The sequence below is a fragment of the Variovorax sp. P4_B11 genome (genome assembly GCF_056402355.1).
Window position 1 is genome coordinate 314,923 of the sequence record NZ_JBFUHO010000002.1, and the last position, 21,424, is coordinate 336,346.

19 protein-coding genes are annotated in these 21,424 nt (G+C 64.0%); 12 read left to right on the forward strand and 7 right to left on the reverse strand.

The features are described from left to right. The first annotated feature begins 39 nt into the window (after positions 1-39). From AC1DYD_RS03690 to AC1DYD_RS03740, 11 genes are all read left to right on the forward strand, one after another. Entirely contained in the window at positions 40-2,307 is a 2,268-nt protein-coding gene (locus AC1DYD_RS03690) for a CHASE2 domain-containing protein (protein WP_478171386.1), read from the forward strand. A gap of 36 nt (positions 2,308-2,343) precedes the next feature. Continuing rightward, positions 2,344-3,156, forward strand: a complete 813-nt coding sequence (locus AC1DYD_RS03695) for a 3',5'-cyclic-nucleotide phosphodiesterase (protein WP_478171387.1) — start codon at positions 2,344-2,346, stop codon at positions 3,154-3,156. A gap of 50 nt (positions 3,157-3,206) precedes the next feature. Continuing rightward, complete coding sequence (locus AC1DYD_RS03700; RefSeq protein ID WP_478171388.1) at positions 3,207-3,500, forward strand: helix-turn-helix domain-containing protein; 294 nt, start codon at positions 3,207-3,209, stop codon at positions 3,498-3,500. Next, positions 3,497-4,741, forward strand: coding sequence for a type II toxin-antitoxin system HipA family toxin (locus tag AC1DYD_RS03705; protein ID WP_478171389.1), 1,245 nt, complete (start codon positions 3,497-3,499; stop codon positions 4,739-4,741). Before AC1DYD_RS03700 ends, AC1DYD_RS03705 begins: the two co-directional genes overlap by 4 nt. A 227-nt stretch (positions 4,742-4,968) precedes the next feature. Continuing rightward, positions 4,969-5,424, forward strand: coding sequence for a pilin (locus AC1DYD_RS03710; RefSeq protein ID WP_478171390.1), 456 nt, complete (start codon positions 4,969-4,971; stop codon positions 5,422-5,424). 265 nt (positions 5,425-5,689) lie between these two features. After that, a complete protein-coding gene (locus tag AC1DYD_RS03715; protein ID WP_478171391.1) occupies positions 5,690-7,372 on the forward strand; it encodes a PglL family O-oligosaccharyltransferase in 1,683 nt (560 codons plus the stop codon). A 133-nt stretch (positions 7,373-7,505) separates the two neighbouring features. Further along, a complete protein-coding gene (locus AC1DYD_RS03720) occupies positions 7,506-9,419 on the forward strand; it encodes a polysaccharide biosynthesis protein (RefSeq protein ID WP_478171392.1) in 1,914 nt (637 codons plus the stop codon). A gap of 1 nt (position 9,420) precedes the next feature. Beyond that, positions 9,421-10,716 carry a nucleotide sugar dehydrogenase gene (locus AC1DYD_RS03725; protein ID WP_478171393.1) on the forward strand — a complete coding sequence of 432 codons (1,296 nt, stop codon included), beginning with the start codon at positions 9,421-9,423 and terminating at the stop codon, positions 10,714-10,716. A 4-nt stretch (positions 10,717-10,720) separates the two neighbouring features. After that, a complete protein-coding gene (locus AC1DYD_RS03730; protein WP_478171394.1) occupies positions 10,721-11,668 on the forward strand; it encodes a Gfo/Idh/MocA family oxidoreductase in 948 nt (315 codons plus the stop codon). Continuing rightward, positions 11,665-12,246, forward strand: coding sequence for an acyltransferase (locus tag AC1DYD_RS03735; protein ID WP_478171395.1), 582 nt, complete (start codon positions 11,665-11,667; stop codon positions 12,244-12,246). Before AC1DYD_RS03730 ends, AC1DYD_RS03735 begins: the two co-directional genes overlap by 4 nt. Positions 12,247-12,254: 8 nt before the next feature. Next, on the forward strand, positions 12,255-13,373 hold the full coding sequence (locus AC1DYD_RS03740) for a DegT/DnrJ/EryC1/StrS family aminotransferase (RefSeq protein ID WP_478171441.1): 1,119 nt from the start codon (positions 12,255-12,257) through the stop codon (positions 13,371-13,373). 37 nt (positions 13,374-13,410) lie between these two features. Here AC1DYD_RS03740 and AC1DYD_RS03745 read toward each other — a convergent pair whose 3' ends face one another. The 7 genes from AC1DYD_RS03745 to AC1DYD_RS03775 form a co-directional block, all read right to left on the reverse strand. Continuing rightward, entirely contained in the window at positions 13,411-14,502 is a 1,092-nt protein-coding gene (locus tag AC1DYD_RS03745) for a glycosyltransferase (RefSeq protein ID WP_478171396.1), read from the reverse strand. Continuing rightward, positions 14,499-15,590: a glycosyltransferase family protein gene (locus AC1DYD_RS03750; protein WP_478171397.1), complete on the reverse strand. Its 1,092-nt coding sequence runs from the start codon at positions 15,588-15,590 to the stop codon at positions 14,499-14,501. The genes AC1DYD_RS03745 and AC1DYD_RS03750 overlap by 4 nt, the downstream gene beginning before the upstream one ends. 61 nt (positions 15,591-15,651) lie before the next feature. Then, the gene (locus AC1DYD_RS03755) at positions 15,652-16,722 is read right to left on the reverse strand and encodes a glycosyltransferase family 4 protein (protein WP_478171398.1); all 1,071 of its coding nucleotides are present in this window, start codon (positions 16,720-16,722) and stop codon (positions 15,652-15,654) included. Between the two features lie 55 nt (positions 16,723-16,777). Further along, positions 16,778-17,536 (reverse strand): class I SAM-dependent methyltransferase, encoded by a 759-nt coding sequence (locus tag AC1DYD_RS03760; protein ID WP_478171399.1) that lies wholly within the window; start codon positions 17,534-17,536, stop codon positions 16,778-16,780. Continuing rightward, entirely contained in the window at positions 17,523-18,464 is a 942-nt protein-coding gene (locus tag AC1DYD_RS03765) for a GNAT family N-acetyltransferase (RefSeq protein ID WP_478171400.1), read from the reverse strand. Before AC1DYD_RS03765 ends, AC1DYD_RS03760 begins: the two co-directional genes overlap by 14 nt. Next, positions 18,457-19,701 carry an oligosaccharide flippase family protein gene (locus AC1DYD_RS03770; RefSeq protein WP_478171401.1) on the reverse strand — a complete coding sequence of 415 codons (1,245 nt, stop codon included), beginning with the start codon at positions 19,699-19,701 and terminating at the stop codon, positions 18,457-18,459. The genes AC1DYD_RS03765 and AC1DYD_RS03770 overlap by 8 nt, the downstream gene beginning before the upstream one ends. Positions 19,702-19,716: 15 nt before the next feature. Continuing rightward, positions 19,717-20,064, reverse strand: coding sequence for a hypothetical protein (locus tag AC1DYD_RS03775; RefSeq protein WP_478171402.1), 348 nt, complete (start codon positions 20,062-20,064; stop codon positions 19,717-19,719). 264 nt (positions 20,065-20,328) lie between these two features. On the opposite strand from AC1DYD_RS03775, the gene wecB reads away from it, so the two are divergent. Further along, on the forward strand, positions 20,329-21,420 hold the full coding sequence (gene wecB / locus AC1DYD_RS03780) for a non-hydrolyzing UDP-N-acetylglucosamine 2-epimerase (RefSeq protein WP_478171403.1): 1,092 nt from the start codon (positions 20,329-20,331) through the stop codon (positions 21,418-21,420). The last annotated feature ends 4 nt before the right edge of the window (positions 21,421-21,424 follow it).

Genomic DNA, 21,424 nt, shown 5'->3' on the forward strand with positions numbered 1-21,424 from the left:
CCGCGCCCTGAGCCTGCTGCTGGCCCGAAGGCCGGGGCGATGAATGCATTGCGACGCCATGGCGCCCGCATCGCGATCACGCTGCTGCCCGTGCTGCTGGCCCTGGTGCATGTGCTGGGCGGCTGGCAGCTGCCCTTTCTCGACCGGCTCGACCGCTTCATCTACGACGTGCGGCTGCGCGCGACGCTGCCGGGCACGCTCGACCCGCGCATCGTCATCGTCGACATCGACGACCCGAGCCTGCAGCGACTCGGGCAATGGCCCTGGGGCCGCGACCAGCTGGCCCGACTCACCACCGAGATCATGGAGCGCCAGCAGGCCCGGGTGCTCGGGTTCGACGTGCTGTTCGTCGAGCCCGATGCCGGTTCGGGGCTCGACACGCTGCGCCAGCTCGCGACCGGGCCCTTGCGGGACCGGGCCGGTTTCGCCGAGGAGATCGAGCGGCTCGCGCCCCTGCTCGACCGCGATGCGGCCTTCGCAAAGACGCTCGCCGGCCGGCGGGTGGCGCTCGGCTTCTATTTCACCCAGACCGCGGAGCCCCACGCCAAGGGCCGGTTGCCGGCCCCGGTGCTGCCGGCCGGCGCCTTCCGCGAGGGCCGGTCATACACGACCCGCTGGAACGGTTTCGTCGGCAGCCTTCCGCTGCTGGCCGAGGCGGCACCCGCCGGCGGCTTCCTGAACGTGGTGCTCGACGGGAGCGTGGATGGCGTGGTGCGCGCCGTGCCGCTGATCGCGCGCTACGAAGGGAACAACGCGCGGCCCGGCTACTACGAATCGCTGGCGCTGGTCGTCCACCGCCTGGCGCTCGGCGACACGGCGCTGGCGCCGGTGCTCGCCCCGGCCGCGCCGGGAGCCGGTCCGCCGCCCCTGGAGGCGCTGGCCTTGTCGGCCGGGGAAATGCGCCTGCGGGTTCCGGTCGATGGCACGGCCAGCGTGCTGGTGCCGTTCCGCGGCCCTGGCGGTCCGCGGGGCGGCTCCTTCCGCCACGTTTCCGCATCGGAAGTGATCGGGGGCGCATTGGCGCCCGGCGAGCTGAAGGACAAGATCGTGCTCGTCGGCTCGACCGCACCGGGCCTGCAGGACCTGCGATCGACCCCGGTCGGGGCTGGCTTCCCAGGTGTCGAAGTGCATGCCAACATCGTCTCCGGGCTCCTGGATTCGAGGATCCTGGCCGTTCCCGACTATGCGCTGGGCTACGAACTGGTCATGCTGGTGGCGGCCGGCCTGGCGCTGGCCTTCGGCCTCTCGCTGAGCGCTGCGCCGCGCGCGGTCGGGGTGGCGTTGCTGATCTGCGCGGTGCTGGTCGGGCTCAACAGCTGGCTCTACCTCGGCGCCGGCCTGGTGCTGCCGCTGGCCGCTTCCTTGGTGATGGTCGCGCTGTCCTTCGTGCTCAACATGAGCTGGGGCTACTTCATCGAGGGCCGTTCAAGCCGCGGGATGGCCAAGCTCTTCGGCACCTACGTGCCGCCGCAGCTGGTGGACGAGATGCGGGCCGACCCGGGGCGCTACAGCATGCGTGCCGAAAGCAAGGAACTCACCGTGATGTTCTGCGACATGCGCGGCTTCACGCGGCTGGCCGAGCAGATGGCGCCGGCTGATTTGCAGGCCTTCCTGAACATCTTCTTCAGCCGGCTGAGCGAGATCATCAGCGCCCACCGCGGCACGGTCGACAAATACATGGGCGACTGCGTGATGGCCTTCTGGGGCGCCCCGGTCGAGGCCGCCGACCACGCCGAACTGGCCGTCCGGGCGGCCGTCGAGATGGTCGCCGCGGTGCAGGAACTGAACGACAGGCCGCCGGCGGGCGGCCTGCCGCGGATCCAGGTCGGCATCGGCATCAACACCGGCGTGATGAGCGTCGGCGACATGGGCTCGGCCGTGCGCCGCAGCTACACCGTGGTCGGCGATGCGGTCAACCTGGCGTCGCGGCTCGAGGGCCTGGGCGTGCACTATGGGGTCGAGATCGTCGCCAGTGCCGCGACCCGGCGCGCGGCGCCCGGCTTCGTCTGGCAGGAGCTCGACACGGTGCGGGTCCAGGGAAAGGCCCGGACGGTGCGGATCTTTACGCCCGTTGCGAGAATCCAAAGTGCCAGCGCGGCGATCCGGGCGGAACTTGAGCGCTGGGATGGAGTGCTTTCGGCGTACCGCAGACAGGATTGGTTACAAGGACAGGCCATGCTGGCGCCTCTTGTCGCAGCGGATGCCAAAAAAGTCCTTTACCAGCTGTACGCGCAGCGTTTAGCCTCGATGTCATTGCAGTCCGAGGACCCTGAGTGGGACGGCGCAACCCGGTTCGATTCGAAGTAGCGGCCTGCGGGCTGGAAAGTCAAAAGGTCTCGCGAAATGCAGGTGCGTGTGTTGGGGTGCTCCGGCGCCATCTCCAAGGGCTGCCGCACGACCTCCTTCCTGGTCGATTGCGACCTGCTGGTCGATGCCGGCACGGGTGTCGGCGACCTCACCCTGGACGAGATGGCCGCGATCGACGACGTGGTGCTGACGCATTCGCACCTCGACCACGTCGCCGCCCTGCCGCTGATGATCGATGCCATCGCCAGCCGCCGCACCCGGCCGCTGCGCGTGCATGCGCTGCGCGCGACCATCGAGGCGCTGCGGGCCCATGTGTTCAACAACGTCATCTGGCCCGATTTCGCGAGCATCCCGAGCCGAGAGGCGCCGTTCGTGAGTTTCCACGACTTGGTCGTCGGCCAGGAACTGCAGCTGGGAACCCGGGCGCTGAAGCATGTCGAGGTGTTGCCGGCCGTGCACACGGTGCCGGCCTGCGGCTTCGCCGTGCGCAGCGCGCAGGGCGGGGCGCACTGGGTGTTCAGCGGCGATACCGAACGCAACGCGCCCTTCTGGACCCGCCTGAACCAGCTGGATGTCGCGATGCTGGTGATCGAGACGGCCTTCAGCAACCGGGAGCAGGCGCTGGCGCAGCGCAGCCTGCACCTGTCGCCGGCCACGCTGGCGGACGAACTGGCGCAGATCGCGCCGGGGCGCAACTACCCGATCTACATCACCCATACCAAGCCGGCCGAGACGGGCGAGATCATGAGCCAGATCGACGGCATCGCGGACGGGTCGCCCATGGGCAGCGGGGCCCCGGCCGGGTGGGACATTCGCTGGCTGCAGGCGGACGAGGTGCTGCAGATCTAGTTTGCTACCTATGCGTTGCATTTTCTCTCCCATCAGGAATAATGCAACGCATGGATAGCAAAGCCGCCGCGTCAATCTCTTCGCTGTCCGAGGTCGGCGCGACCATTCGCAGCGCGCGCCGCCGCAAGAAGCTTTCCCAGGCCGCCTTGGGCGAGCGTGCCGGCCTTTCGCGCATGCCGGTCTACCGGCTCGAGGCCGGAAAGGATGTCTCCCTGGCCTCGTTGCTCGCCATGCTTGCGCCGCTCGGCCTGGCGCTGAGCCTGGATCCGCGCGAGCCCGGCCCGCTGCGTGCGGCCGACCTGGCGCGGGCCTTCGCTCACCTGCAAGAGCCCGACGAAACATGACGGCGCTGCCCGAAAAGCTGCGGGACCTGCAGCTCGCCGTTCATGGCCAGCCGCAGGCCCTGCTCACCAAGCAATCGATCTATTCGCTGGTCTATGAAGCGCAGGCGCGCCACCAGGTCGGCCTGGGCCTTCCGATCGCCGACCGCGTGTTCCAGGACGGCGACCTCTTTGCCGCCCTCGACATGAACCTTCCCGAGGGCTATCTGTTCGAGCGCATCCTGGCGCGTTTCGGCAAGTTCCAGGTCACCAAGATGCACCTGCTGGCCCTGATGGGCGCCGGGGCCATCGGCCGCGTCGCGTACCAGATGCCCGGCGAAGCGCCGCTGGGCGCGGGGGCCGCCGGCCTGGTCTCGCGCGACGACCTGCTCGCCGGCGGGCGCAGCGAAGCCTTGTTCGAGGAGCTGGTCGACGCCTTCATGGGCCCGGGCACCGGCCTGGCCGGCGTCCAGCCGAAGATCATGGTGCCGGTGGCCGACAAGGCCGTGGTGCCCGGCCCCAACGTCATCGTCAAGGCCGAGGGGCCGCGCTACCCCGGCCTCAGCGCCAACGAGTGGCTGTGCCTGGAAGCCGCGCGCCATGCCGGGCTGCCCGTGCCGCGCGCCGACCTCTCGGCCGACGGCAAGCTGCTGGTGCTCGACCGCTTCGACATCCAGCCCGACGGCAGCCGCCTCGGCTTCGAGGACATCGCGGCGGTCATGCAACTGCGCGTGCGGGAGCGCCTGTCCAGCCGCAAGTACATCGGCAGCTATGAAGACGTGGCCACGGCCCTGCGCCTGGTGTGCAGCGAACCCGCGCCGGCCTTGCACCAGTTCTTCAAGCTGCTGGTGCTGACCGTGCTGGTGCGCAATGGCGACGCCCACCTCAAGAATTTCGCCGTGCTGTACGACGACGACCGGGTGTGGCCCAGCCCGGTGTACGACCAGGTGAGCACCGTGCTCTATGCCTACGAGCGGCCGGGCGGCATCGAGACCGTCGACCACACCCTGGCGCTCAAGTGGCGGCGAGGCGGCCGCAGCGGCGACAAATCCCCGGCCCGCAGCTACCCGAACCGGGCCGAGCTCGAGGCCTTCGGCCGCGATGTCTGCGGCGTCCATCATCCGGGCGCGGTGATCGAGCACAGCTGCGAGGCGATGAGCGCCGCCCTGGCCGCTCCGCATCCTGCGGTGCCGGCCGAGTTGCTGCAGCGCATGGCGCAGGTGTGGGATGGGGCGCGGGCGTGGATGCGGGTGGAGCGGGCGTGAAGCGGGGCGGGAGCCGCGGGCATGACACGGGCGGGCAGGGAGATGACAAAAATGTCACCCTGCGTCGGTGGGCGGCAACAGTTTTCGTCACATGTTGTAACTAGAACGTGAACAACTGCAGGGGAAATGGGGCCTGGGAGGGGGTGAAACCGGGGTGGCATGGATGCTGCGGTGACATGAGCGCACCGGGGGCTGCCTCGGGCCCTCAACCAACCTGGAGTAAGTAAATGAACCGTCGGAACATCGCACGCAACGTGCAAAAGGGTTTCACCCTGATTGAATTGATGATCGTCGTGGCGATCATTGGTATTTTGGCGGCTGTGGCGCTGCCCGCGTATCGTGACTACACGGTTCGCGCAAAGGTCAGCGAACTCATTCTTGCTGGGTCTGCGGCGAAGACGGACATCGCCGAATACGTGAACACTTACGGCGCAATGCCCAGTACGGCGTCAATGACGCTCGCCACCCAAACCTCGAAATATGTTACGAGCGTGGCCTACACCAATGTCGATGCCTCGAACGGCTATGTGCTCGTGACAGCGACTGCTGCAGAACCTGATATCAGCGGAGGTCAACTCGCGCTCAATGGTGTGGCGAGCAACGGTCAGGTCGTCTGGACTTGCAATACGACCAATGCAACTACGCCCATCCTTGCAAAATATCTGCCATCCAGTTGCAAGTGATACCTCACAGGGCTCTCTGAACACCAAAAGGCCCCTGCCCAGGGGTCTTTTTATATTGCGCGTGTTCAATGTTGCATTTCGGTGCGATGCGGCGGGCGCCGGCCAGGCGATGAATTCAAGCTCGAGTTTCTAGGCCGGGCCGGTTCGAGGCGAGATTCTGAGCGGACTCGGTCACCTTTTTCGTCGCGACATATCCATGATTGAGCTAACGCTAACAAATTTGACCCGGAAACCGGGGCCGCGTCGCCTCTCGCTTACACAGCCCGTGGTGCTGCCGTTCAATCCCTGGTGGGTGCTCTGGGTTACTGCAATCGCCGGGGCTTGGCTCTTGCCCACGCATCTCATTCCGTGGGCCGCCTTTCATGCTGATTTGTTGATGGTGCTGGCCCTGTTGCCGGCTGCCTTCTGGATCGTGTCGCGCACGGCACGGCCATTGCCGCTGAACGTCAGTGTGATGGTCGCGCTGCTGACCGCGTGCGTTCCGCTCCTTCAGTTTGCGGGAGGGATGATCTATTTCGGTGGCGATGCCTGGATCGCTAGCGCGTACCTATACGGCTTTGCTCTGGCGCTGCTGGTTGGTGCACGTTTTGATCAGTTGGCTTCGGGCCAACTGATCAACGCCCTGTTTAGCGCGATCGGTGCTGCGGCGCTGCTGTCCACGGGCCTTGTCGTTTATCAATGGTTGCGGCTTTCGGGGCTGGGGCTACTGACACTCTCATTCCCGAGGGGTTACCAGCCCTTTGCCAATCTGGGGCAACCCAATCATGTTGCCACACTGCTCGTATGGGGCTTGGTATCGCTCTGGTGGGGCTATCTGGCCAAGCGCGTGCGCGGCTGGATTGCGGCGTCTGCCGCCGTATTTTTGATGCTCGGAATTGTCGCGACGCAATCGCGCACCGGATGGGTCGAAGTTGCTCTCCTGGCCATTTTCGCAGTCTTGTACCGCCGGTCTCTCGTCACTCGGCGCTACGCATCTGGGCTGGTTGCGCTCGCCGTGATTTTCATTCTCCTAGTGTTTAGTTGGGGAGACATCAATCAAGCGCTGCACTTCACCGCCGCGCGCACGGCCTCGGATGAGATGTCGCCAGGGCTGCGACCCGCCGCGTGGAAGCTCTTTCTCGACGCACTGACACAGCGCCCCTGGGCAGGATGGGGTTGGAACCAACTATCCGTCGCTCAGTCGGCCGTGGCGCTCGACCATGCCAGCATGCGGTATACCTTTCAAAGTGCCCATAACCTGATCATCGACCTGTTGGTGCAGAACGGGGTACCTCTTGGAGTATTGTTGACCTTGGTGCTGGCTATTTGGCTGGGCGTCAAGGCGCTGCAGGTGAACACGGCCCAGAGTTGCCTTCTGCTCTTGGCAGTGTGCGTCCTACTCGTCCACGCGCTACTCGAGTTTCCGCAGAATTACGCCTACTTCCTGCTGCCTGTGGGGCTAATGATGGGGACGTTGGACGCGCAGCATCCCGTGGGTCGGGTGGTCCAGATGCGGCGCTGGGTCGCCGTGGCATTGCTGTGTTTTGGAGCCGGCCTCACCGCCTGGATCGCTGTTGAATACAACATGGCGGAGCGCAGCTTGGAGCGCGTGCGCTTCGAACGGGCCCGCGTTGGCCCGTCGCGCAACAGTAAGGCCCCAGATCTGGTGGTACTGACCCAATTGCGCGAGTTACTGCGTTTTTTGCGCCTGCACCCCGAGGATGGAGTGACCTCACTTCAGCTCGATACGATGCGCAAGGTGGTGGAGCGGCATCCGTCGGATGTAAACCAGCTGGCCTATGCGGTCGCGGCCGCGCACAGCGGACATCCCGAAGTGGCTCGCGACGCGCTGGCCCGCATGTGTCTCATGGTCCAGAAGGAGCGCTGCTTGACTGCGCTCGCAGCTTGGCGGTCAATGGCTCAGTCCTCGGCCGCCCTATCAGCAATCGAGGTACCACGGCCGCAATGATTGGTGGCGAGCTGGAGCACTGACAGGAACTAAGACGACACTGAGAAACGTTGACGCGGCGCAACCTCGATGCCCCCTGCTAGCCCGCGCCCTGAAGCACGCCTCCGACAACACTGGTAAGCACTGGCACCCTATGCAAGAAACCGTCCTCGGCTGGTCTCGCTCCCGCAAGCGTCTGGTGGTTGTCTGCCTGGACCTTTGCTTGGCGCTTCTTTCGACATGGCTGGCGTTCACTCTTCGTTTGGACACTTGGCACCGGCCCGAGGGGGTTGAATGGTTGGTCTATACGATCGCTCCCCTGCTCGCGATTCCCGTTTTTGTGAAGTTCGGCCTTTACCGCGCCGTCTTTCGGTACACGGGGGTCGCCGCAATCCTGACCACTGGCAAGGGTGTGACCGTGTATGGATTGTTGCTCGCGCCCTTTGTGTGGTGGCTGTATCACATTGGAGGTATTCCGCGTAGCCTCATCGTCCTTCAGCCGCTCATCTTCTTGCTGCTTGTCAGTTCAAGCCGGACGCTGGCATGGCATTGGCTGGCGGCAAGAACTGGCAGCACGACCAGCCGGCTGCTCATCTACGGCGCGGGGACCGCCGGCGCTCAAACGGCAGCGGCCCTTGCCAACACACGGCAATACGCGTTGTTGGGATTCCTGGATGACGACCCCGCCAAATCCGGAAGGAGCATCAACGGCGTGCCGGTCTTTTCCGCGTCGCGGGCGTCCGATGTCGTCGGCCGGCTCGCGGTCAGCGACATCCTGCTGGCCTTGCCAAGCGTGAGTCGCGACCGACGCAATCAGATCATCGGGCAGCTGCAGTCCCTGCCGGTTCGGATCCGCTCGCTCCCGGGTCTGGCGGATCTCGCGAGCGGTCGCGTCACGGTCGACGACTTTCGCGACCTCGATGTCGAAGATTTGCTCGGCCGTGAGCCCGTCGCACCGCAGCCGGAGCTGCTGGCACGGACCCTGGCGCGAAAGGTGGTTTTGGTGACCGGCGCTGGCGGCAGCATCGGCAGCGAGCTCTGCCGCCAGATCGCGAGCGTCGGGCCGAGCCAGCTGATTCTGGTCGAACACAGCGAATTCGCGCTCTACCGCATTCACCAGGAACTGGCATCGCTGATCAAGCGCGACGCGGCGGATGTCCATCTGCTGCCTCTTCTGGCCGATGTCTGCAATTTCGAACGCATCTCTGCCATCTGCCGTAGGCACCGGCCCGAAGTCGTCTATCACGCGGCGGCCTACAAGCATGTGCCTCTGGTCGAGGCCAATCCCGGTGCCGGCGTTGTTAACAACGTGCTCGGTACCTTGAACACGGCGCGCGCGGCCATCGAGGCGGCCGCCGAGCGCTTTGTGCTGATCTCCACGGACAAGGCCGTCCGACCTACCAATGTCATGGGCGCCAGCAAGCGGGTGGCTGAGCTCGTGCTGCAATGTCTCGCCACCGGTGACGGTGACCCGTTCGACGAAGGTGCCAGCCGCAAGCTGGAGGGAGCGCGCGCGACCTGCTTCTCGATGGTGCGCTTCGGCAACGTGCTGGGCTCCAGCGGCAGCGTCGTGCCGTTGTTTCGCTCACAAATCGCTGAAGGCGGGCCGCTCACCATCACGCATCCGGAGGTCACCCGCTACTTCATGACGATTCCAGAGGCGGCGCAACTCGTCTTGCAAGCGGGGGCGATGGCCGAAGGCGGCGACCTCTTCGTGCTCGACATGGGCATGCCGGTGCGAATCCTGGATCTGGCAAAGCGGATGATCGCGCTCTCGGGACACACGATCCGCGATGCGACGCGCCCCACTGGTGACATCGCCATCACCTTCACCGGTCTGCGTCCCGGCGAGAAGCTCTTCGAAGAGCTTCTCATCGGAGAGAATCCACTGCCCACCGAACATTCCCGCATCATTCGCGCGAAAGAAGATTTCATGGCTTGGCCCGTGCTCAAGGATCACCTTCAACGACTTCTGAGCGCCGCCCGCAGCGACGACGTCGCAACGATGACAATGCTGCTTCGCACGCTGGTGCCCGGCTACACGCCCGATGCGGCGCAGGCGTCATAGCATGCGAGACGCGGAGATCAGACTCGCCATCATCGGCCTCGGCTACGTCGGCCTGCCGCTGGCGGTGGCCTTCGGGCGACAGATGCCAGTCGTCGGGTTCGATACCAATGAGCGCCGGATCGAAGATCTTGAGGCCGGGCGCGACCGAACCCTGGAGGTCCCTTCCGAGGACCTGCACGGCGCGACACAACTGAGCTACAGCGCGAGTGTCGCCGATCTGCGCGATTGCAATGTCTTCATCGTGACCGTCCCGACGCCCGTCGACAGTGCGAATCGGCCGGACCTTTCGCATCTCCTGATTGCCAGCGAGACGGTGGGCCAAGCGATGCCCCCCGGCGCCATCGTGATCTACGAGTCGACGGTGTATCCGGGTGCGACCGAAGAAGTTTGCGTGCCCGCGCTCGAACGCGCCAGCGGCCAACGCTTCAACGAAGGTTTCTTTTGCGGCTACAGCCCTGAGCGGGTCAATCCCGGCGACAAGGTCAACACGCTGGCGAAAATCCGCAAGATCACGAGCGGCAGCACCCCGGAGGTGGCGGAGACCGTCGATCGCCTGTACAACCGAGTCGTAACGGCCGGCACCTACAAGGCGCAAAGCATCAAGGTCGCCGAGGCCGCGAAGGTCATCGAAAACACGCAGCGCGACCTCAACATCGCACTCATGAACGAGCTTTCGGTCTTGTTCGACAGGCTGGACATCGACACGCTCGAAGTGCTCGAAGCTGCAGGCAGCAAGTGGAACTTTCTGCCGTTTCGTCCCGGTTTGGTTGGAGGGCATTGCATCGGGGTCGATCCGTACTACCTCACCCACAAGGCGGAGCAAGTTGGCTACATCCCTCAGATCATTCTGGCGGGCCGCCGAATCAATGACAACATGGCCCGCTATGCGGCGCGAAACACGATCAAGCTGATGCTGCAGGCAGGCATGGACGTGCCGCGTTGCAGGGTCGGCGTGCTGGGGATCACCTTCAAGGAGAATTGTCCGGACATTCGGAACAGCAAGGTGGTGGACCTGGTGCGCGAACTGGAGGCTTGGGGCGCGCAAGTCGTCGTAACCGATCCATGGGCCAGCGACGACGAGGTGCAGAACGAGTACGGGCTGCAACTGGGCACGATCGATGAAGATCACCCGGTGGATACGCTGGTCGTCGCGGTAGGGCATATCGAATACCGGGCACTCACGCCCTCGGCGTTGCGGCGCTATTGCCGTCATGCGGCGCCGGTACTGACCGATGTCAAGTCGCTCTATGACCGGCACGAGGCGGCAAGCGTCGGCTTCACCGTGTTCAGGCTTTGAGGATATGAAAAACTTCGCGCTCGTCGGTGCCGCAGGCTTCGTTGCGCCACGTCACATGCGTGCGATCAGAGACACTGGGCATGCGCTCGCCGTCGCCTATGACGTCAACGATTCGGTCGGCATCATCGACAGCTTCGCGCCCGAGGCCGCCTTCTTCACCGACTTCGAGTCCTTCTATGAGCATGGCCAGCGCTTGCGTCGATCGCCTTCGACCGCGCTGGATTATTTCTCGGTCTGTTCGCCGAACCATCTGCACCATCCGCACACCGCAGCGGGGCTGCGCCTGGGATGCGATGTGATCTGCGAAAAGCCACTCGTGGCGACATCGGATTTGCTCGATGAACTCGTGCGGGTGGAAAGCGAAACCGGTCGACGCGTGTACAGCATCCTTCAGTTGCGTCACCACGAAGCGATCCTGCGCCTGCGCGAGAAGGTGCGGCACGCGCCGCTGGATCGCAAGTTCGATGTGGCGTTGACCTATATCACGTCGCGTGGCAACTGGTACGCGGCGAGCTGGAAAGGCGACCCGCGCAAATCATTCGGCGTGGCGACCAACATCGGGGTGCATTTTTTCGACATGCTGCACTTCATCTTCGGTGCGACACAGCGCAACGTGGTGCATCTCAGCGAGTCCAACAAGGCCGCCGGCTTCCTCGAACTTGAGCACGCCCGCGTTCGCTGGTTTCTGTCGATCGATGTCGGCGACTTGCCCGAGAGCGTGCGGGGCCAGAAGACGACCTATCGAGCCATCGACGTCAGTGGCGAAGCGCTCGAATTTTCGGAGGGATTCACCGATCTTCATACGGTGAGCTACCGCGAGATCCTGGCGGGCCGTGGTTACGGACTGGAAGAATCCCGCCGTGCCATCGAGACGGTGAATTTCATCCGGACAGCGAAGCCGGTTGGCGCCGCCGCAGACGTCCATCCCTTCGTGCGACGACTGGCATCGTGACCGCGACTGTCCATCCCACTGCCGTCATCGACGCGGGTGCCCAGATCGGGGACGGCACGCACATTTGGCATTGGGTGCATGTTTGCGCCGGTGCGACGATTGGGCAGAACTGTTCGCTGGGTCAGAACGTCTTTGTGGGCAACGACGTGCGCATCGGCAGCAACGTCAAGATCCAGAACAACGTCAGCGTCTACGACGCCGTCACGCTCGAAGATGATGTGTTCTGCGGCCCCAGCATGGTCTTCACCAACGTGTACAACCCGCGTTCGGCCGTCAGCCGCAAGAATGAATACCGACGCACGCTTGTGCGTCAGGGCGCCACGTTGGGCGCCAACAGCACGATCGTGTGCGGAACGACCGTGGGCCGCTACGCGTTCATCGGCGCGGGAGCTGTGGTCAATCGTGATGTGCCCGATTTCGCGTTGATGCTTGGCGTGCCAGCCCGGCAAGTCGGTTGGATGAGCAAGCATGGTGAGCGACTGGTGTTTGCGGAAGGGCGCGCGACATGTGCCGCCACCGGCGAAACCTACGTCTTGCAAGGCGACGTCTGCACGCCCGAAAGCGAAGTGGCGGCGTGAACGAAAGGATGGAGTTCGTCGACCTCAAAGCGCAATACAGGGCGCTCAAGTCGCAGATTGACGAACGCATTCACCGGGTGCTCGACCATGGTCAGTACATCATGGGCCCCGAGGTCCAGGAGCTGGAAGAAAAACTGGCGGCCTACACGGGTGCCAAGCACTGCATCACCGTGGCCAGCGGGACCGAGGCGTTGTTGATTGCATTGATGGCGCTCGGCCTCAGGCCTGGAGACGAGGTCATCACTACACCATTCACCTTCGCGGCTACGGCGGAGGTGATCGTGTTGATGGGCGGCGTGCCGGTGTTTGTGGACATCGAACCGGACACCTGCAATATTGATGTGAGCCTGATCGAGGCGATGGTGACGTCGCGCACGCGAGCCATCATGCCGGTGAGCTTGTACGGTCAATGTGCGGACATGGACGAAATCAATGCCATCGCCGGGCGGCAAGGATTGGCAGTGATCGAGGATGCTGCGCAGAGCTTTGGCGCGAGCTACAAGGGGCGGAAGAGCTGCAACCTGAGCACGGTTGGCTGCACGAGCTTCTTTCCGAGCAAACCATTGGGCTGCTATGGGGATGGTGGGGCGATGTTCACCAATGATGATGCGCTGGCGCAGGCGTGCCGGGAGATCCGAGTGCACGGGCAAAGCGCGCGGTACACGCATATGCGCGTCGGTGTGGGAGGGCGCATGGATACATTGCAATGCGCGGTGGTACTGGCGAAGCTGGAGCGATTTGGATGGGAGCTTGAAAGGCGCTCGGTACTTGCATCCCGCTACTCCGCATTACTTGATGACCGACGCATTGCCTTACCAGCAGTGCGCAGTGATCGTTCATCAGCATGGGCACAGTACACCGTACGCATCCACAGCGGAGCCACTGTTAACCGAAGCACTGTGCAGGCCCGCATGGCCTCTGAAGGCATTCCCACCGCCATTCACTATCCGATTCCGCTGCATCAACAGCCGGCATTTGCCGACGTATCCATTGTTCAAGCATGTTCAGCCAGTGAGCTTGCCGGCCAGGAGGTCATCAGTTTGCCGATGGGGGCTGATTTGACCGCTTCCGAACAGGACCGAGTCGTCGCTGCACTGACCTCTGCCCTACGAGCAGAGATCGAGTGAAGGCCGACGAACTGTGTCGGTCTGCCGACGATCGCAGTCAAAGTGAATCGACCGGCCGCAGTTCTACAACCGCCCGATAGGCGTCGATCATGCACTCCAGTGAGTGCTCCCAGGTGTAGTGCTGCAAGACGTGCTCCCTGCCCGCACGCCCCATTCCTGCACGCAGTGCCGGATCGGCGGCAAGTCGCAGGATGGCCTGCGCCGCCGCCGTCGGATTCTCGCGTGGGACAACGATTCCAGTCACGCCGTCTCGCGTGACTTCGGCCAGTCCCTCGACATCCGAGACGACAACCGGCTTGCCACACGCGGCTGCCTCGACCGCCGCCACGCCGAAGCTTTCCGAGTCGTCGCGGCTGAGCGCGGCGAAGATGTCGAGGCGATGGAGCATCCTGGGCACATCGTGATGCGCAACGGCGCCATGAAAGACGACCCGGTCGGAGAGACCGAGGCGGTCGACCCGGCGCTGGAGCGACGCTTCGTCGGGTCCGCCGCCAGTGATCTCGAGCCGCAGGCGCGCCGCCGCGTCGCCGCCACTCGCCGCCAGTGCAAAGGCGTCGATGAGCACATCAATGCCGTACTTCGGGCTCATCGTCTTGACTGTGCCAACCACGATGGATTCCGAATCCCGCTCGCCCGGCTCCTGGGTGAAGATCTGCTCGTCGACCCCGAACGGCGTGATGTAGACGCGCAGTCCTGGATCCAGCGATGTCACCCGACTGGCCATGCAGTGGCTGGTAGACGCAATGGCGGTCGCCGCACGCAGGTTCGCCTGTACCAGCATGCGGTGCAGCGGCGTGCGGGCCGGAAAGTCATACACGTCGCTGCCCCAAACCGACAGCAGCAGCGGCTTGAAACGGCTGGCGCGTGCGATCGTTCCGTAGCCGGTGGCGTAGTGTGCGTTCAGGACATCGGGGGCGATCTCACGCAGCAGTCGGCGCAAGGCCGAGCCGGCCAGCAGGTAACCCGCCGGCGCGGGCCAGTCAAGCCGATGTGTGCGCACGCGCTGGTCGATGTCCCGCAGCGGCTCGTGAATGCTGATCAGGTGCACATCGAGGCCTCGACCGGCCAGGCCATTGACCCAACGCATCGTATGCACTGCCGAAGCTGCTGCCAGGATCGCCACTCTCATCGCGACGCTCCGATCAGGTCCAAGGCGACCTGCTGCGCACGCGCCTGCCAAGTGTGCAGGGGTCGAATCCGTAGCAGCGCGTCTCGCTTGGGCGCGAGGACGCTGCGGTTCTCGCTCAGTTGTCGCAGCAGCGCCGCGATCGCTTCGTCCGTGTAGGGCAGCGTCCAGCCGATGTCGTGTTGCGTGACGAAGTCACCGGCGAGCGTGCCTGCGCTCGCGATCACGGGACGTTCCGCCCCGATGTACTCGTACAGTTTCACCGGCGCGGCGAACTCCCGGTACGCCTGCGGCTCGACGAACAACAGGCATGCCTCGGCTTCTTCGAACAGGGCGTGAAGCGCCGGCCCTGCAAGGTGGACCACCTTGATGTTGCCAGCCGGTGGGAGCGGGTACTCTCGACGCACCGCCTGCCACTCGGCTTCGCGCGTGCACAGTGTTAGGTGAACGTCCGGCAGGAAGTGCAGCGCGCGGAACAGGGCCTGCATCCTGTAGTGCGAGCCGATTCCGCCGATGTAGAGCAACCTCAGTGCCCCGCCCGCGCGCCGCACTGGTGGTCGATCGATGTAGCCTGGTGGCAGCGCCGCCATGCACTCCGGCCGGATCCATGGCACGTGCCTGGCCATTTCCAAGGACGGCAGGTACAAGCGGTCGAGGAGCCGGCGGTATTGGAACAGGTCGTACCGGTACATCAGGCGTGCGCCACCGCGCTTCCACGGGGCCAGCGCCGTGCCGTACCCCGGAAAGCGCCAGTAGATGTCACGGTAGAACAGCCCGAGCGGAACGCTGCGCGCCTTGAGCCGGGAGAAAAAGCCGAAGTCGAGAAAGGGCCGGGTCGGAAGGTGGTGCGGATCGGTCAGCAGCGTCGGTTCCGTCGAACTCTCGCTGTACATGAAGGCGTAGCGCTCCCCCCGCCGGATCCTGGCGTCCACCGCTTCGATCGCGCGCGCCCGGTCGGCGGCGTATCCGCACACCGTGTCGACTTCGTACCCGAGCGAACGGAACGCCTCGATCATCTGAAAAGGGCGGATCCCACTGGCGGAACTGGCATCCGCGCGGATCGGCAAAGGGTGGTGGAAGACTATCCGCATCGGCTATGTCCGCGACCGTGCCCAACGGGATGCGCGCGACTCTGTACTCGGACGCCGGCGCTCAACTTGCCACCCGATCGTAGAGAGCCATGAACTGCCGGATGTTGTTGGCCAGCAGGGCACGCTGCGCGACCATGAGTTCGTTCGTCAGGCGACTCTCTTTGTCCCATCGTCCCGAGGCCCACCACTGCATGCCCCGTGACAACGCCGTGCCGAGTCTGGCCAGATCGCTCACGAGCAACCCTGTGCGCCCGTCCTGGACCCACTCCCGGTTCGCCGCCAAGTCGCTTAGTACCGGCAGGCAGCCCGCCGCCATCGACTCCAGCAGACTGACGGCCGTACCGTCGGATTCGGGCACGCTCACGAACAGTGCGCTGCGGCGGTAGGCGCGCGCCAACTCGGCCGCCGACAGCATGCCGGTGAATTCCACACGTCCGCCCAGACCCAGGTGTCGGGCGAGTTGCTGCAGCTCGCCCGACTGATTCCCTGCGCCAGCCACTTCCAGGATCCAGTCGTCACGTGCCTCTGGAAGGCCGGCGAATGCGCGCAGGATCGCATCGATGCGGTACAGCGGCTTGTGCAATCGGCAAGACAGCACGCGCCGCTCGCGCTGCACCACGCCGATCGCCGGCGGCGGATCGATGCCGATCGGGATCCACTCGCGCAGGGGTGCCGCCTTCGGGTGGCAGATCCGTTCTGCAGTGGAGAGCAAAATCGGAGCATCGGCAGTCCACGCTGACGCCGCGCGGAGCGTGCTGCGCATGAGGTGCCGATACAGCCAGTTCCATTCGTGCAGCCTGAGGACGTCCGAGCCCCAAAGTGTCAGCACCAGCGGCAGCCCGTAATGGCGAGCCGCGCGCCCCGCATGCCAAGCCACGTTGCTGGCCTGATGGGCGTGCACCAGTTTCGGCCGCCACTGCTCAATGCATCGTTGCACGACGCCGGTGGCAGCTTTCCGCCGCATCGTAAAGTCCGCTGCCTGCTGGTCGAGCAGTAAGGCGTGATCGACTAGGCGCTCCGCCGACTCGGTTACGAGCACGACGGACTGACCCGCCTCGCAGAGCCCGGCGACAAATCGCCGGACGTGAATCGACGACGTACCGACCACGAGTACTGGCGACTCGCTGCTCACGGGCTTACTCCCGCGTCTGACCACGTTCGAAGCGCACGATCGACCCATGAACATCTCAGGGTGCGCCTCGCTTGGTTGCGACGATGCATAGTTCGTAGTACGTCAAAAGCTGTAGGCGCTCGGGCGTCAAGTTTTCGGCGATGGACGCCTCACGCCGCGCCAACAGCCCTTCGATGGAGCTGCGCAAGGGCAGGCGTTCGCCGTGCTGGATGAAGAGCGAACTCAGCCGCGACAGGTTGCCGCAACGGATGCGGCGAACTTCGGCAACGTCAAAGTGGCTGGCCAGCGCGTCCCGATAGTCTTGCTCGGTGGCTGCTTCCGATACAGATCCGGAGCATCCTTCTGAAGCGCTCGCCTGCTCGATCAGCAGCAACTCACCGCCGGTCGTCAGTACCCTGGCCAGTTCCGCGACCGTTCTGTGCAACTGGGCTCCGTCGGAAGTCTTCAGGTATTGAAGCACATAAACGGTTAGGCAGCCGTCGAAACTGCCCGCGTCGAACGGCAGCGTTGGCCCGTCCACTCGTTCGAAGACCGCGGGTCCGTCGCCGTGCAGTCGCCGCGCCACCTCGATCATCTCCTGCGATGCATCGGTGCCGCGATAGAGCGCGCCCGTCCGCGCGATCCGCTCCGCAAAACGACCGACGCCGCAGCCGAAGTCGAGCACGCTCTGGCGGCGACCGACCCACTCATGGATCTGGTTCCATTGGATGCGATCGATCAAGGCGTTCTTCAGTCCAGACTTGTCTCCCGGATCGATCACGGCCTGATGCGCGACGCCTTCCTTGGCCCGCGAATCCCAGTCAACTTCTGCCATCGGACTTACTCCCTGCCACCGGCACGGCCCGTCGCACGCGATCCGCAATACGCCAGATTGGTGATCGAAGCGTCAGCGACGCATACGTCTTTGGCAGCGCGCCAAATCCCTCCTTGAACCGCTGCACGTTGGGCAATCCGCCGCTGGCCCCGAGGTTGAGGACCGGGACACCCCGGTGCACGAGATCCTGCATGACCGCGTCCACGAGCTTAACCATCGGATAGGCCGGCTTTTGGTCACCGTCGATCCTGGAGACCCCTTGCCAATACAGGGCATAGGAGCGACTGTACAGAACGACCATGGCACACGCTAGGCGGTCCTCGACATAGTGCATCCAGAAGCGGACTGCGGGTGACGCCAGCAGATCCCGGAACAGGTCGGGCGGATAGACGAATCCATTGCGGCCCCAGCGCTCCAGCGACGCAGCGTAGACCGAAAAGTAGTCGTCCAGATCCTTCACGTTGTCGGCGACGCGTATCGATGATCGAACCTTGACTTCGCGTAGCGCTTCGTAGCGCTTGGTGCTGTGGTACTTCGCGCGCATGGCGTCGATCGAAGGGCCAATCGGAAGCAAGTGGGCCTGGTTCATGACCACGCCGTATCCGCGTGAGACAGCGTACGAAATCAAGTCCCCCGAGTGCGTCTCCAGCGGATTCAGATTGATCCTCACGTTGTTTCGCAGGGAAACCCGCTCGCGATCGATCAAGCGGCGCAACGCCGCCAGCCGGGCGTCGTCAGCGCACAACGATGCATAGAAGCCGATCGGAGCGACCTCCACACGCCGCATCCCAAAACGGCTGCGCTCGAAAAACCAGCCCGTGTCCGACTGGGACCCATGCCCGGTCGCGTTTAGGGGTCTGGCGCGCACTTGGAGGGAGCGCTCAAACGCGGACCGGATCGACACCTCGTCGAAGATGTCGTCATGCATGCTCTTTCTCCCGACCGATGACGACGACGAATTCGAGCAAGGTCGACGCAATGAAATACAACGCCATGCCCAGCGACAAAGCCCACATCGTTGCGAGCACCGTGGTTGAGGTGACCCAAGCGACGCCGAAGATCCCGAACGCAAGTACAGAGCCTCCCAGCGCAAGGACAAGAACGAGCGCCACGCGACCCTTGAGCAGATATAGCACACCCATTGGACCAACCACGAACGACGTCAGGATCCACGGGGACAGGGCGCGCAGATAGCTGCCGATGCCGCTCCAGGAGTCTCCGAAGGCAAGCCGATAGGCAGAGTCGGGGATTAGCAGCAGCACCGGTTGAAAGAAGCACGCAGCAGCGCCCAGCACCTTGAGTATGCCAAGGGCGTCGTGCCTGAGCCTGGAGTGGTCGTTGCGATGCGCAGCCGCCCTCGGGTAATAGACCTGTGAAATGGCGCTGCCGATCAGGTTCAACGGCGCCTTCAACAAACGCATCGAGAACGAGTAGTAGGCCGCCGCCTGGGATCCGAACAAGACCGCGATGGCAAGCGGGATACCCGACGCCTGGGCGGCATCGGAAACAACCTGGGGCACATTGAATACGGCGATGCGGCGGAAGTACTTGAGCATGCGAAGTACCTGACGGGCTTTCACATCAAACGCGAACCCGGAGGCATGGAGTCCCGTCAGCAGAACTACCAGCCCGACTGCCTGCCCTGCCAGCGTCGCAACGACGAGCATGCCGGCATCTGCGTCGTATGTTCGCGCCAGGCCAATCGACAGTAGCGCGGCGACGATCGACTGCACGATGCGCGCCGCAGATAGGCGTGCGTAGTCCCGTGTCCGTGCGCACCAGTTGGTGAAGACTTGTTGCGCCCCTGCCAGCAGCACGTAGAGCGCAAGGCCTAACGCGACGCCTCTGTCGGAGCCGATCGTCCCGGCGCCGAAGACGAGTATCGACGCGGCGGTCAGCACTGCCGCAAAGACAGCCGTCGCGAGACTGCCAAGCGCAACCGCCGACGCACCGCGGCTGCTCTTGGGGAGTGCGATCGCGGCGTCAAACCGGCCACACGCGATGGGCCCGACGAACCCGCCATACGCGAGGAAGACAACAAAGAGTCCATAGACGTCCGGAGAGTACAGCCTCGTGATGAACGGGAACGAGACGAGAGCGATCGCCTGCGCAATCGCCGAGCCTCCAGCCACCGTGAGCACGCTCGCAACAAATGACTTCCCCATCGGTTTCGGCCAGGCCTACGCAAGCCACCCGGCCCAGGTGTCGAGGCCACTTGGGAGTGGCCACTCACAGCCGGCGCGTGCGAACTCGATCGCCTGCGCTGGGTGCAGGCTGCTCGGCATGGTCAGGGTGGTCAGGAGGGTGCACTCCGCCTGGGTGGCGGCCAGCGTTTTCGGCAGATTCGCATGCTCACTGGCGCCAGTGCGGGCTACCGCCGCGGCCAGCGGGGCCGGGGCGCGCACGCCGATCAGCTCGCGGCCAGCGGCGCGCGCGTTGCTGGCCTCGAAGTGGTTGCCCGCGAAGTGGCCGCAGCCGACCAAGGCGAGGCCGGGCTTGCGATCGAGAGCGGGCCGTCGGACGTGCATGGGGAGAATGTGTCTAGGTTGCAAAACCCCCGGGAACCCGGGGGGGCGCAAGCGTGACGGATTTTACGAGATGGCAGACCCTCCAAAAGCTGCGGTTCTCGAAAGCAGCCGACACTTGCCTCCGGCCCTTACCCGCCTCGCTTGCGCTCAACGGTTCAGGAAAGGTCTGAAAACACCCGACAATCCGACCGTCCTGCCTGGAGGTGCTTGCCCGACCACAGGTGGTGAGGTGGACATCCGGGCGCTGTACAAGGAGCTATTCGCGTGAAGAAGGTCGTGACAGTAATCGGAGCGCGCCCTCAGTTCGTCAAAGCCAGCGTTGTATCCCGCGCATTGCGGGCTGTGAGTTTGGACGAAGTGGTTGTCCATACGGGACAGCATTTCGACTCAAATATGTCCGGCGTGTTCTTCGAAGAGTTGGACATGGTCGAGCCGACCTACCAACTCGGTATTCATGGCACAACACACGGTGAAATGACCGGACGGATGCTCGCCGAAGTCGAGACGGTTCTCCTGCGCGAGCAACCAGAGATCGTGCTGGTCTATGGCGATACCAATTCAACACTCGCGGGGGCGCTCGCTGCCGCCAAGCTCAATATTCCCATTGCTCACGTAGAAGCGGGCTTGCGGTCATTCAATCGACGCATGCCGGAAGAGGTCAATAGGGTCCTGACAGATCACATGTCACATTGGCTGTTTGCCCCGACCGACGCGGCAGTACTCAATCTCCGGAATGAAGGCATCGCTAGTTCGCAAGTGTCGCTTATTGGCGATGTGATGTACGACGCCGTGCTGCATTTCGCGAAGCGGACTTGTTCACGGTCTCAGAGGCCGCGAGTTCTGAGCCGTATCGAAGGCCGCCCCTTCGTCTTGGCAACTGTGCATCGCGCAGAAAACACGAATGATCCAGCCCGACTGCAGTCCATTGTCCAGGCCTTGATGAGGTTCGCGGGCGACATTGATGTCGTGTTGCCCTTGCATCCGCGAACGCGCAGCGCCCTTGCGCAAATGAGCTTGAGCCCGGACGACAATCCCCGGGTTCACTGCACCGAGCCTGTTGGCTACCTCGACATGATCGAACTAGAGCAAACGGCTCAGATGGTCATCACGGATTCCGGTGGTGTCCAAAAGGAGGCCTTCTTCTTCGGCAAGCCGTGTGTGACTCTGCGGGATGAAACCGAATGGGTGGAACTGGTCGAATCTGGCTGGAACCGGCTCGCACCGCCGAAGTCGCCGGACAATTTGCTTGCAGCCTTTCGGTTGGCACTTGGAACAACGGGCGCCCCCATTCAGCCTTACGGAGCAGGAGATGCCGCGGATCGAATTGCTCGCATCCTGTCGCGGGCGAGCGAGTGAGTCC

What these genes read in the sequence shown, in the direction of transcription:
- AC1DYD_RS03690 (WP_478171386.1), top strand. Translation starts at nt 40, where the DNA reads ATGAATGCATTGCGACGCCATGGCGCCCGCATCGCGATCACGCTGCTG.
- AC1DYD_RS03695 (WP_478171387.1), top strand. Translation starts at nt 2,344, where the DNA reads ATGCAGGTGCGTGTGTTGGGGTGCTCCGGCGCCATCTCCAAGGGCTGC.
- AC1DYD_RS03700 (WP_478171388.1), top strand. Translation starts at nt 3,207, where the DNA reads ATGGATAGCAAAGCCGCCGCGTCAATCTCTTCGCTGTCCGAGGTCGGC.
- AC1DYD_RS03705 (WP_478171389.1), top strand. Translation starts at nt 3,497, where the DNA reads ATGACGGCGCTGCCCGAAAAGCTGCGGGACCTGCAGCTCGCCGTTCAT.
- AC1DYD_RS03710 (WP_478171390.1), top strand. Translation starts at nt 4,969, where the DNA reads ATGAACCGTCGGAACATCGCACGCAACGTGCAAAAGGGTTTCACCCTG.
- AC1DYD_RS03720 (WP_478171392.1), top strand. Translation starts at nt 7,506, where the DNA reads ATGCAAGAAACCGTCCTCGGCTGGTCTCGCTCCCGCAAGCGTCTGGTG.
- AC1DYD_RS03725 (WP_478171393.1), top strand. Translation starts at nt 9,421, where the DNA reads ATGCGAGACGCGGAGATCAGACTCGCCATCATCGGCCTCGGCTACGTC.
- AC1DYD_RS03730 (WP_478171394.1), top strand. Translation starts at nt 10,721, where the DNA reads ATGAAAAACTTCGCGCTCGTCGGTGCCGCAGGCTTCGTTGCGCCACGT.
- AC1DYD_RS03740 (WP_478171441.1), top strand. Translation starts at nt 12,255, where the DNA reads ATGGAGTTCGTCGACCTCAAAGCGCAATACAGGGCGCTCAAGTCGCAG.
- AC1DYD_RS03745 (WP_478171396.1), bottom strand. Translation starts at nt 14,502, where the DNA reads ATGAGAGTGGCGATCCTGGCAGCAGCTTCGGCAGTGCATACGATGCGT.
- AC1DYD_RS03750 (WP_478171397.1), bottom strand. Translation starts at nt 15,590, where the DNA reads ATGCGGATAGTCTTCCACCACCCTTTGCCGATCCGCGCGGATGCCAGT.
- AC1DYD_RS03760 (WP_478171399.1), bottom strand. Translation starts at nt 17,536, where the DNA reads ATGGCAGAAGTTGACTGGGATTCGCGGGCCAAGGAAGGCGTCGCGCAT.
- AC1DYD_RS03765 (WP_478171400.1), bottom strand. Translation starts at nt 18,464, where the DNA reads ATGCATGACGACATCTTCGACGAGGTGTCGATCCGGTCCGCGTTTGAG.
- AC1DYD_RS03770 (WP_478171401.1), bottom strand. Translation starts at nt 19,701, where the DNA reads ATGGGGAAGTCATTTGTTGCGAGCGTGCTCACGGTGGCTGGAGGCTCG.
- AC1DYD_RS03775 (WP_478171402.1), bottom strand. Translation starts at nt 20,064, where the DNA reads ATGCACGTCCGACGGCCCGCTCTCGATCGCAAGCCCGGCCTCGCCTTG.